This is a genomic window from Thiospirochaeta perfilievii, from assembly GCF_008329945.1.
GTDB classification, from domain to species: Bacteria; Spirochaetota; Spirochaetia; order DSM-2461; family DSM-2461; genus Thiospirochaeta; species Thiospirochaeta perfilievii.
Map to the genome: position 1 here is coordinate 1,311,771 of NZ_CP035807.1, position 13,112 is coordinate 1,324,882.

A 13,112-nucleotide genomic window follows, 5' to 3' on the forward strand; every position below is an offset into this window, starting at 1 on the left:
TATGTACATTTTTCTTTTATGTTATTGAAATCTGATTTAGAATTATTTTAAATAAGATTAAATTTTTTAATAAGATTTACCGAGAAAATAATGAGGTATTATTAATATGGCAGCTGATTTAACAAAAGATCCTGATGATTTTGAACTATATGGAACATTTACAGACGACGTGGAAATTGTAATGGACCCTGAATCAGAAGAGGAAATGAATGACTATGACAACCAGGAAGATAGTTTTGACTCTATAGAAGATGAAGAATCTATTAGTCTTCCATTGAACTCAATTCAGGCTATAAAATCGCTAAATCAAGAGTTAATAAACTTAAGAAATGAAATTCATCAACTAAAAAAAGAGATAGTTGCTGTATCAAGTAATCAAAAAGAGACTCTTCCAGTAATTGATGATAATAAACTTATTTTAGAGCAGTCCGATAAAGTAGTTGAATCTAACGGTTTTTTTGACGACCCAGATGAAGACTCTATTACACTGACGTTTGATGAGTTAGATAGTTTAGATAATTTAGTTGAAGAAGAGATTGAAGTTGATGAAGATAATCCACTAGCTCAAATTGATACTGAAGATATAATAGATAAAGAAGATGTAAGTATAGATCTAAATGAAGTTGAGATCCTTCCAGAAAACGAGTTCCAAGCGGAGAATATATTAGATGATTCCCTTCTTCCAGATAACTCTTTATTTGAAGAGGAAGACCCAGCCTTTGAAACACTCTCTACAGATGAGGACACTGAATATAATCACGAATTACCAGGTATAGATACAACAAAAGTTACAGAGTTATCTGAAATGGAGATTCTTAAACTTAGGGAAGAGAGATTAAATACTAAGGATAATTTTAAAGATAACGCTCCAGAAGATGACATTATTATATCTAAAGAAGACTTCCCTGGAAATGATCCATTTGCAGATGAAGATGGTGATGATTTTAATATTGATATAGAAGAAGTACATGTCCCTGAATCCCATTATGATTTTGATATAGATGATGTAACAGAAGATTTTGAGATCGAAGAAGAAGAGAGTGATACTGGGGAAGATAATAAGATTGAAATAGACATTAAGTCTGAAAATGAACTAAACAGTGAAAATGAAACTGATGATGATTTTAATGATACTCTTAATCAAAGTGTAGAACTTAATTCAGAAGAGAGAAATGAACTTGAAAATGAACTAACTGAGCTAGAAGACAATATTGAAGTAGGAGAGTTAACGCTAGAGGATGAAGTTGACCTTGGTTTTGATGATATTGAACTAGATGAGATTACACTAGAAGAAGATTTTGATACTGATAGTGATGATGATACTGAACTTGATGAGATTACACTAGAAGAAGATTTTGATCTTGATAGTAATGATGAACCAGAATTAGATGAAATTACACTAGAAGATGATTTTGAAACTGATAGTAATGATGATTCAGATCTAGAAGAGGTTATATTAGAAGAAGATTTTGATCTTGATAGTGATGAAAATACTGAACTAGATGAGATTACACTAGAAGAAGATTTTGACCTTGATAGTGATGATAATACGGAACTAGATGAGATTACACTAGAAGAAGATTTTGACCTTGAAAGTGATGATAATACTGAACTAGATGAGATTACACTAGAAGAAGATTTTGACCTTGAAAGTGATGATGATACTGAACTAGATGAGATTACATTAGAAGAAGATGTTGACCTTGATAGTGATGATGATACTGAACTGGATGAGATTACACTAGAAGAAGATTTTGACCTTGAAAGTGATGATGATACTGAACTAGATGAGATTACACTGGAAGAAGATTTTGACCTTGAAAGTGATGATGATACTGAACTAGATGAGATTACACTAGAAGAAGATTTTGACCTTGAAAGTGATGATGATACTGAACTAGATGAGATTACACTGGAAGAAGATTTTGACCTTGAAAGTGATGATGATACTGAACTAGATGAGATTACACTAGAAGAAGATTTTGACCTAGATAGTGATGATGATACTGAACTAGATGAGATTACACTAGAAGAAGATTTTGATACTGATAGTGATGATTCAGATCTAGAAGAAGTTTTATTAGAAGAAGAAGTTAATCTTGATTCAGATGATGACATTGAACTTGAAGAAAGTTCTGATATTTATAGTAATGATGATACAGAACTAGATGAAATCACACTTGTAGACGATTTTGAAACTAATAATGATCAAGAGCCAGAATTAGATGAAATTACTATAGAGGAAGTTGATTTCAATGATGATATTGAGTCTGTGGATGATATGTCTTTTGATATAGATGAAGATCTATCCCTTGATGATTTAAATAATAAGAGTATAGAGAGTAGTGATAACCCAACTGAAGATATACATGAAGATATCTTCGAACAATCTCAAGGAATTAACTACACAGTTGAGGATGTAGATTTAGATGAATCCAATGAGGTTGTTGTTGAAGATAATATATCAGACTCCCATAAAAAAGAGGAAATTAAAGAAGATCCCAAAACAGATGATGACTCTGCAGAGACAGATCTAATAGAGTCAATAAATATGGATGATGAGTTCGGAGTAGATTTTAACACAGATGATGATGATATAGAGTCTATAGACTTAGATGACTTTAATGATTCAGAGATCGAATCCATTGATATGGCAGATGAGTTTGGCCTAGATTTTAATCAAGATGAAGAAGAGATTGAATCTGTAGATATTGATGATTTTGATATGGCAGAAGAGTCAGAGATTGAAAGTGTTGATTTGGATGATTTTGGAATATCTGATGAGACAGATGAATTACTTGAGACAGATGAATTAGTTGAGACAACAACTGACATGGAAGATCAGTTAGCCCAAAAGGCAAAAGCAATATCAGATGAGTTAACCAAGAAAGTCCAAGATCAAGTTTCTGATTTAGAAATAGATGACGATTTTTTAAGTGATATAAATTTTGATGAAGAGCCTAATATTCTAATTGAAAGTAATGATGAACTAGAGAAACAGTTAGAGGATATCCCAGAGAGTGATCCTATTGTAATCTCCAAAGATAATTACGAAATTACAATAGATAATGGGAATGTATTAACATCCCCAGAGGATGAGCATACCGAACTACCTGGAACAGAAGATCTTGATCTAAATCAATTAGATAGTTTAATTGGGGATGAAATTGAGTTGGAGCAGGAGACTCCACAACAAGAGGAACATAAATCTACTAAATTTTCAGAAGTGATAAAGCCTGAATTAAAGAGCGAAATAAAATCAGTACTTTCATATATGGATGTTTTGCTTGAATCTCTTCCAGAAGATAAAATTAAAGAGTTTGTTGAAAGTGAACATTTTAATGTATATAAAAAACTCTTTAGCGAATTAGAAATAGAAGAGTAATGGGTTTATTACAAAAAGCCTCAGAACACAACTTAAACTCTCCTCAGCAAAGAGAAATAAATTTCTTACAATTAAAAGAGGGTTTAACAAACATAAAAAAAACAATAGATTTTTATCCTAATCTATTTAAAAGTTTGACCAAGTTGTTATCCATAGAAAAGGGAGCTCTTCTAATAAAAGAGGGAGACATATTCTCCCTCTCTTCAATTATTGGTTTTGATGAAACAACAAAAAATAGGCTTCGAATTAGTACCATAGAGTTTGATAACTATATGGAAAGTGGGAATATTGATATTTTCCAGAAGTATCTATCTATAAGAGAGTTTGTAACAACTAAACAAGTACTTTTATACCCCCTTTTTAATAAGGAAAATCCAAAAGCACTTTTATTGATTACAGAATTTAAGATAGAGAAAGCTCCAGAGCGTAATGAAATCCAGTTCTATTTAAGTGAAATTGCTAAAATTTCCCAGGATAATCCTATTGATAGGATGCAGGGAACAGTTTTACACAGTAATAATGTAAAATCCAGTGTTCGTAGTTACCTACAAACAGTAAAAAACTCTGAAAACAGAGTTATATTTATTAAGCTAAACTTATCCAACCTTCTTTTAAAATTCAAAGAAGATGATAGCTTATCAACAGAAAGCAGTATAACAAATGGTGCTTTAAAAATGCTCACATCATTTACAAAAAACAGAGGAAGGGTATTCCAACTCTATAATAACGATATCCTACTAACCCTTTTAGATAAAAAAAATAGTATTAATATAATGGTTGTGCAGCAACAGATTGATGCCGCTTTTAAAACTGTGTATTCAAATAGATTAAGCTCTGTTAATTTTAATTATGAATCCCTAATTTGGAACAATAACTCCCTGGATACCATCCTAGACCACTTTATTCAAGATGACATTAATTGAAACCAGGGATAAGTCCCTTACTGCAAAAATAAATGGAACTACTATTCACTCTAAATACTCACCAATAAAAGAAGCAGATAAATTTCTGTCCAGTAAACTAGTAAACTTAGATGATACAAGCACAGTAGTTATCATAGGACCAGGAATTGGGTATCTATACACTTCCATCTTAAAGACAAACTCAAAAGTAAGGGTAATTGGAATACCATTGGATGAGAAATTAGCAAAGTTATCTCTAGAAGAAAATAGGAGTGGCAGAGTTCAGTGGGATAATAAAACATCAATCCATGATTTTCTAAAAAAAAATATAAATATGTTTAATATAAAAGGAATTCAGATAATTGAATGGAGTCCAGTTGTTAAAGCTTTTCCAGAGAGATATAAAGAAGTAAGTTTAGCACTACTCTCATATATTCGTAGACTAAATGGAAATATCTTAACAACAGCAAGATTTGGTAGGTTATGGCTTAGAAACTCTATAAAAAACTATATAAATATAAACTCCTATATTTACGGGATAGAGATTAATAAACCAGTTATAATAGTGGCATCAGGGAGTAGTTTAAATAGCTATATAAATTTTCTAAAAGAAATAAGGGAGAAGGTTTTTGTAATTGCTTTATCATCTGCAAACTTGGCATTAAAACATTTTAACATTAACCCTGATATTGTTTTTTCAACAGACCCAGGGTATTACTCTAAGCTTCACATTAATAAAAATGAAGAAATACTGGCTTGCCCACTAACAAACTCTACATCAACAAAGGAGAATGTATTACTTTTAAACCAAAACATTTTTTTTGAGAAACAGATATTAACTATGGATCACATTCCAAATTTCTGTGTAAATGAGAATGGTACAGTTGCAGGGACAGCATTGGAATTTGCACTAAAACATAGTTCCTACCCTATCTTCTTAGTTGGTCAAGATCTTGAAAGCTCAGATATAAAGAGTCACGTTTCTCCATACTCCTTTGAAAACTTATTGAAAAAGAGTGAATCTAAAGTTGAACCATACTACTCCATAATGTATAAAAGGTGGAGTCAAATAGGGGTTACCTATAAAACTTATAGGGATTGGTATAGTATGATATCAAAACAGTACAAAAATCGTATATTCAGACTAAATGAACATTCAAATAAAATTGATGGGATAGAGGATATAGACAAAGAGTTTGTAAGATCTACAATAAGAGATATTAAGAATAACTCAAGATTTAACTTTTCTACATTTCAACAAATAACAAAAGAAGATAGGATTAAAAATGTTAAAAGTCTATTAACAAAGTGGCTAAACTCAATAGATAATAAAGATTTTGATGAAAATCCACTCTTTTATTTAATATCTACATCAAAGTATACCGATACTAAAAATATGACTATACTTAGCAAAAAAAATGAGCTATTAAAGGAATGCAGAGAGGAGTCAAGACTTTTTATAGAGGGGTTATTAGTAAGATATGGAAGGAAATTACTTTAATTGTAACATATTAGCATTAACCAAAACTAATAACTCTTTAGTATCAAAATTAAATTGTGCAAATCCCCAAATAAAAAAATACCAATATATATCTTCAAAAACAGGAGACTTAATTCCTTGTACCCAGGGAGAGAACCCTAGAGCACTTCATTCAAAAATTGACCCTATAAGAGAGGGAAATAGATTTCTATCGTTATATAAAAATAGAGGTTTCTTAATATTTTTAGGTATGGGTGCAGCCTATCAGATTAGACCATTTATAGATAAAAATCAGTTTTCAAATATACTAATAATTGATAAAGATTTGGATCGATTTAAGGATATTATCTCAAAATTAGATTTGAAAGACATTTTCTTAAATCCGGCAATAAAGATTCTTATAGATCCTACTCCCCAGGAGTTATTTAATTTTATATTAGAGAATTACATCCCAGCAATATCTGGAGATGTAACTACAATTCCTTTAAGACAGAGAGTTAATAGTGAGATAGATTTTTTTACTAAAACTATAGATATAATAAAGGGAGCACTTAATAGGATATCCGATGACTACACAGTACAAACTAGGTTTGGAAAAAAATGGTTCTCTAATACACTATTTAACATAAAAGAAGCAAACAAGTCTAAACCAATGTTAAAGCCAATAAAATCAGCAATAATAACTGCTGCAGGTCCATCCCTTGAGGATAGTATTGAGGAGATAAGAGAGAGACAAAAAAATGCTACTTTAATAGCGACAGACACAACAGCTCCTGCCCTATTAGCCCACAACATTAAACCCGATATAATAATATCAATTGATTGCCAACATATTAGCTACTATCACTTTATTAAGTCTATTCCTAAGGATATTCCTCTAGTTCTTGATATAACATCTCCAAGAAAACTTACAGCAATGTTTGATACAGTCTACTTTTTTACAAGTGGCCACCCAATAGGCCAATATATAAATAAAAAGTATAAAACATTTCCTACCCTAAATACATCAGGAGGAAGTGTTACCCATGCGGCACTCTCCCTAGCCGATGCTTTAAATGCTAAAAACATCTATCTATATGGTGCAGATTTCTCATATCCCCAGGGGAAAAGTTATGCTAGAGGAACCTATATTTACGACTACTTTAATAAAACAGATAGTAGAACATCATCATTAGAAAGTTCTTTTTTCTCATTTATAATGGATAGTAGAGACATATCAATTGAGCAAATTAATGACGGTTTAAGGTATATAACCAAACCTATGATAGGATATAAAGAGAATTTAGAAAAATCTTGTGAAACATTAAGAGGGAAACTTCATGTAAAACAAGGCAGGGGGTGTAAAATCAATATAGATCAGAATGATCCCACATGCCTTCTATACTACCTCTTTTTGCTGAAGGTAAGATTAAAGAGAGCAGTGTTGATTTTTTATTAGAATATAAATCTATATTAAAATCCCTACCTGACATAATATTCCCTTTAGATGAATATATAAATAGTTTGAATAAGGACCAACAGCTTATATGGTTAACAATTATACCTGTTCTTGCAAGTCATAGAGGAGAGGAAGAGTTAACTACGGTTCTTATGAGAAAGAGTATAAATTGGATGATATCCAGAATTGATAGACATATATATATGGAGGAACAAAAAAAGGGTGCATAATAGTGCTTTATTTTGTATAATAAATTAATGAAAAGAATAATTGCTAGACTATACATACTTATTATCTCAGTTTTAATCCTATTTGGACTTATTTATCTACTAAATCAGGTTGTCGTTTCAAGAAATGAATATATAAATGAATCTACAAAAATTTCTGAAGAAACAAAAAATATACTTGAAACAAATTGGTTTAAATATAAAACATTTGAAAATCAGAGTTTATCAGATAGCCTTCGAAAGTATATGAATGAACATCAAAATATTCATTCAATAATTATATACTCAAAAGATAAAGGTCTAATTAAGTTTAATTCCAAATATAATGATAGATTATTTTTGATTAATAACCTAGTTCCTAATGATCCAACGTGGAAAATGAGACCTGAATACTCATTTAGCTGGTGGGAGAAATATAAGAACAATATTATTAGTACCCCATTACAAATTAATGAAAGAGGCTTTGCATTTGATTTAATTTATAACGTATTAAACACAGAGAAAGTTGGAAAAGTATTTATGGATGCTTTTTTAATGGTTCTAATACTATTAGTTTTAACAATAATTGTTATAATTATTTTTACCCTTTGGAAAAGTAAAAACAGTATTTCAGAGTACGATGGTTCTGATTTTACAACAGAGCCACTTGAACATAATATACCCCATAGTGCCCCATTATCAGATGTGAATAAAGAATCTGATTTGGATACTTCTGATGATGAAACAGACTCTCTAGATGATTTCGATTTTTCTGACGGTGATGAGTTAGATAACCTTGACCTTAATATGGGTGAAAACGATTCTGAAGCCGACGATCTGGATGACTTCTCCTTTGATATGGATGAGGACGATTCTGAAGCCGACGATCTAGATGACTTCTCCATTGCTATGGATGAGGATGATTCTGAAGCCGACGATCTAGATGACTTCTCCCTTGATATAGATGAGGACGATTCTGAAGCCGACGACCTAGATGACTTCTCCCTTGATATAGATGAGGACGATTCTGAAGCCGACGACCTAGATGACTTCTCCCTTGATATGGATGAGGACGATTCTGAAGCCGACGACCTAGATGACTTCTCCCTTGATATGGATGAGGACGATTCTGAAGCCGACGACCTAGATGACTTCTCCCTTGATATAGAAGAGGATAGTAATGAGACAGAGGAAATCGATGAACTAGATGACTTCTCCCTTGATATAGAAGAGGATAATAATGAGACAGAGGAAATCGAAGAACTAGATGACTTCTCCCTTGATATGGATGAGGATAATAATGAGACAGAGGAAATCGATGAACTAGATGACTTCTCCCTTGATATAGAAGAGGATAATAATGAGACAGAGGAAATCGATGAACTAGATGACTTCTCCCTTGATATAGAAGAGGACGATTCTGAAGCCGACGATCTAGATGACTTAGGGGAGTTAACGGACTCAATTGACGATGTTGAAGAGGATGATGAACTATCAACTACATATAATCTAGAGGACTTCTCCCTAGAAGATGAAGATAATCAGGATGAGGGTTACGACCTTAAGGACTTTTCCTTAGATGATGACGAATTAGAATTGTCACAAGATATAATAGAAGAGGCATCGGATATAGATGATCTTCCTGAACTAGATATTGAGGATGATTTATTAGAAAATGAACTTGCCTCAAAATCTATAAAAATTAGACAAGCATCTGAATTAGCCCCTGAAATCAGCTCTCTTTTAGAGAAAGCTAGTGTATCAGATAATGATCTTTCAATTGCTATTATTCATCTAAGTTCAGAAAATTATCAGGAAAAGTACAACCTTATTGAGGAACATTTTGATGATAACTCTTCAATATTCGAAGTATCAAAGGATAAAGTTGCAGTTGCAATAAAAAATACATCCAGTAAGGTGGCAGCAGAGGATATTAGTAAATTAATTATGAAGGCAAAGGGAATGAACCTTAACCTCTCTGTTGGTATTAGTTCAATGAAAGATAGACGAGTTGGTGAAAATAGATTATTAGGTGAGGCTATAAAAGCTGCTGATATGGCTAAAGAGCAAAACAAGGATATGTTAACCTTTATGCCTGATCCTAAAAAATATAAAGATTATATTATCAATAGTTAAAAAAAAGCTGAGATTTATTTCTCAGCTTTTTTATTTATAATAAGCTGGGTAAAAAATAATATAATTGGATAAATAAATATAAATAAAATTCTAAAAGAAGAGATTATTGAGTTACGATACAGGTTACTCTCAATCTTATAATAACCTACTTCCCTACTTCTCTTATTTCTTACATTAATAAAATTAGAATCTCCATTTAATACGTAAATAGCCCTTCTAATAAACTCGTAACTACTAAATATATTTGTAGAATATAGATAGTCTGTAAATGACATAGAACTACCTACAACTAAAAACCTATTATTCTCTTCAGAGTAGTCATCTGTGAAATGTTTAGATATTGCATCCTCTCCATAGACAGCTAATGGGAAACTACTCTCTGGACTACCATCTATACCTGTCGAAGAGTCTACAAGCCATGATAGTTGGGATGAAAACAGTAGAGGTTTATATAGGTTATTATTATAATGAACTGGGGAAGTATGAACCCCAACAAAACCAGAAAAAGGGTCTACTATTTGATTACCTGTCAAACTTCTATTTGGTATTGCCTCTATATTTAAAACATAGTCATTTATACCCCTTATATCTGCGACTAAGTAGGGTTCAGGATATACACCTAACTCTTTTAAAGACCCTAGAATTGATGTATCAACTCTTTGGAGATTATTAGAGGTTTTAAGCCCATTAACAGCAAAAAGAATATTACCTCCATGGGCTAAATAATGCCCTATCTCTTGAGTGTAATAATCATTAATTCCAAACTGACCAAGTATTACTAAAGTATCAACATCATGGGGTATACTATCTCCTGGGAAAATATATAATACATTAAAATCTTCCTTTAACTTACTGTATAAAACAGAGAAGTTATCCTCTGAATACTCCTCATTACCAATATATAGACCAACTTTTTTTAATCCACCATCAATAAGATACTTAAAAACCTTGGCTATCTCGAACTGTAGATATCCAGTATTAGGAATATTGGGAATTACTTGATAATGCTCCTTATATTTAACAACAATAAAGTTGTAGAGTTCATCGTTATTATATTTAATTGGTTTAAATCTTTTAACCGCCTTAAGAAAGTCATCAGATCTATCAGTAATAGTCAAAATATCAATGTTATTAAGGTTGTTAAACCGACGTAACAGTATCAGACTCTCCTTAACACCTTCATTGTAGGTTAAAAGTTCCTCTGAAAAGTAGTGTTCTATCCTAATATTCTCATCTAATTTTGAATCCACTTCATATATATAACTATCTATTGAGCTTAGTCTGTCTATAGTAAGATCAAAACTAACCGGGATTATAAGAGATAAAGTTAGTGTAAAAAGTAGAAATATCAACCAAAATATATTTAACTTATTAGAGATCAAACTAACAGAAATAGTTAAAGAAATGTAGGATAAGGAGAGATAAAACAGTATAAAACTCAACTGAAGCTCCCCTAAAAATTCTAGAGTAAAAATATCACTCTTAAATAAAAAGATAGTTGCGATAGAAATTGTTGAAACAATGATAAGAGTTCTACTCTTTAATAGAGTGGATAGAAGTAGAGTTATTGATAATATAAAAAAAGATATTATCAAGAGTGTTATATTTATGGATAGGACCTGCCCAAAGTCTACATTCCCAAATAAAGATAGAATAAATACAATAGGTAAAAATAGGAAAAAAGAGAATATAACTTTTATATAGTGGGCTAAAAACTTACTCCACACTACACTAGATATTGATAACTGGGAGCTTATAATATAAGAGTTAAGACCTAAAATTACCTCTCTCTGCCATATATTAGAACTAATTAAAGGTATTATTAAAGATAAGTAGAATGGGTATAAAGAGTATAATTTAGAAATGTCTAAAATATTTACATTGAATAATAGACCACTAATAACTACTCCTACAGGATAGAGAAATAGGGGTAAAAAACTTCTATTAATTACTTTTAGTTCACGTTTAAAAATATTCATAAAAATTACCCTCCCTAGTACTTCCAATATATGAGATCTCCCCGTTTCGAAGAATAATTACTTTTTTGGATAACTCCTTAATTTCCGATATATTATGGGTGGAGATTAATACTGTTACCCCCTTATCAATAGCCTTAATTAGTTGAATCATCTCCAGCTGGAACTGAGGGTCAAGACCTGCTGATGGTTCATCTAGGATAATAATATCTGGATTACCTGCAAAAACAGCTGCTAATAAAACCCTCTGTTTTAATCCTTTAGAGAGTTGGCTGCATAAAGAGTCAATTTTTTTAACTAAACCAAACTTTGAGTATAAGTCAGGAGTAAAACTGTCCCCTCTTAAGTAATATATATAAGATAAAAACTCACTAACTGTTAATTTTGGATCAGGAGTTGTAGATTCTGGCATAAAACCTATGGTTCCATTAACAGAAATAGCTCCTGATTTAGGTTTAATTAAACCATTTATACTTTTTATTAGAGTACTTTTCCCTGCCCCATTTTGCCCTGCTAAAGCTACAACATCACCCTTTTCTATATTAAAAGTGATGTTTTTTAAGATAAGATCTTTTTTGATTTTTACAAAGAGATTAGAAACATTAATCAAAGTTACTCCTCATAGGGAAGATCAAACAACATCCTATCCCTGGTAAGAACAGTGTTTTTAAAAACAGATTGAGCCTCTAGAAGTAGTTTCTGAAGATCCTTTTCCATATATCTTGGACTATAATGTATTAAGCCCAGCTGTTTAACACCAGCATCCTTTGCTATTTTTGCAGACTGTTTAGATATCATATGTTTTTTATCCCTAGCACTATCTATTAACGCTTCCTCAAACATTCCTTCGCAAATAAGTAGATCAGATCCCTCTACAATAGGGGCTATGGTATCAATATAAGCTGTATCTGTTACATAACTGAATTTTCTTCCCTTTCTTGAGCGGCCTAACACATCATTTGGAGATATTATTCGACCATCATCTAGGGTTACAGACTCCCCACCTTGAAGTAAAGACCACATAGGGCCAACAGGGACCTGTAACTCTCTTGCTTTTTCAGGAAAAAAGACTCCAGGTCTCTCCTTTTCCACAAGAGTATAACCAACACAGACCTTAGAGTGGTCTAGTGGTATTGTTTTTACATAATACTCATCAGTCTCGGTAACAACCGTAGAATTCTCAGGATTTTCAAGTTCTTTGATAATTATTTCATAATTTATATACATATCTAAAACACTAATACTCGATTCTATATACTCTTTGATCTTTTTAGGTCCAATTATTGTTAAAGGTTCTGTTCTATCAACCTGAGCAGATAACATTAATATTCCAGGTAGGCCTGTTATATGATCCGCGTGGGTGTGGGAGATATAAATTGTTGATATTCTTTTCCATTTAAGGTTCAAACGTTTTAAAGATACTTGTGTGGCTTCTCCACAATCAAAAAGAAGGAGTTCTCCTTCTCTTCTTACTAATACAGATGTTAAGTGTCTGCCTGGTAAAGGCATCATTCCACCACATCCTAATACATAAACTTCCATACCCCAAAATTATCATTAATAAATAGATATGGTAAAGATTCATAATT

General features: G+C 31.7%; 9 protein-coding genes. 6 read left to right on the forward strand and 3 right to left on the reverse strand.

The annotated features are described in order from the left end of the window. Positions 1-106 precede the first annotated feature (106 nt). From EW093_RS05990 to EW093_RS17635, 6 genes are read left to right on the forward strand one after another with little or no spacing between them, the layout of a single operon-like run. Entirely contained in the window at positions 107-3,385 is a 3,279-nt protein-coding gene (locus EW093_RS05990) for a midas domain-containing protein (protein ID WP_149567516.1), read from the forward strand. Then, positions 3,385-4,308, forward strand: a complete 924-nt coding sequence (locus EW093_RS05995) for a hypothetical protein (RefSeq protein WP_149567517.1) — start codon at positions 3,385-3,387, stop codon at positions 4,306-4,308. The genes EW093_RS05990 and EW093_RS05995 overlap by 1 nt, the downstream gene beginning before the upstream one ends. Further along, entirely contained in the window at positions 4,295-5,788 is a 1,494-nt protein-coding gene (locus EW093_RS06000) for a 6-hydroxymethylpterin diphosphokinase MptE-like protein (protein ID WP_149567518.1), read from the forward strand. Before EW093_RS05995 ends, EW093_RS06000 begins: the two co-directional genes overlap by 14 nt. Further along, positions 5,769-7,205 (forward strand): motility associated factor glycosyltransferase family protein, encoded by a 1,437-nt coding sequence (locus EW093_RS06005; protein WP_149567519.1) that lies wholly within the window; start codon positions 5,769-5,771, stop codon positions 7,203-7,205. The genes EW093_RS06000 and EW093_RS06005 overlap by 20 nt, the downstream gene beginning before the upstream one ends. Then, entirely contained in the window at positions 7,139-7,435 is a 297-nt protein-coding gene (locus EW093_RS06010; RefSeq protein WP_149567520.1) for a hypothetical protein, read from the forward strand. The genes EW093_RS06005 and EW093_RS06010 overlap by 67 nt, the downstream gene beginning before the upstream one ends. Before the next feature lie 27 nt (positions 7,436-7,462). Continuing rightward, positions 7,463-9,547, forward strand: coding sequence for a hypothetical protein (locus EW093_RS17635; RefSeq protein WP_149567521.1), 2,085 nt, complete (start codon positions 7,463-7,465; stop codon positions 9,545-9,547). A gap of 14 nt (positions 9,548-9,561) precedes the next feature. Here EW093_RS17635 and EW093_RS06020 read toward each other — a convergent pair whose 3' ends face one another. The 3 genes from EW093_RS06020 to EW093_RS06030 are packed head-to-tail and all read right to left on the reverse strand — an operon-like array spanning position 9,562 to position 13,065. Next, entirely contained in the window at positions 9,562-11,526 is a 1,965-nt protein-coding gene (locus EW093_RS06020) for a Gldg family protein (RefSeq protein WP_149567522.1), read from the reverse strand. Then, complete coding sequence (locus tag EW093_RS06025; RefSeq protein WP_149567523.1) at positions 11,513-12,133, reverse strand: ABC transporter ATP-binding protein; 621 nt, start codon at positions 12,131-12,133, stop codon at positions 11,513-11,515. The genes EW093_RS06020 and EW093_RS06025 overlap by 14 nt, the downstream gene beginning before the upstream one ends. A gap of 2 nt (positions 12,134-12,135) precedes the next feature. Beyond that, positions 12,136-13,065 (reverse strand): ribonuclease Z, encoded by a 930-nt coding sequence (locus EW093_RS06030; protein WP_149567524.1) that lies wholly within the window; start codon positions 13,063-13,065, stop codon positions 12,136-12,138. Positions 13,066-13,112: the final 47 nt, after the last annotated feature.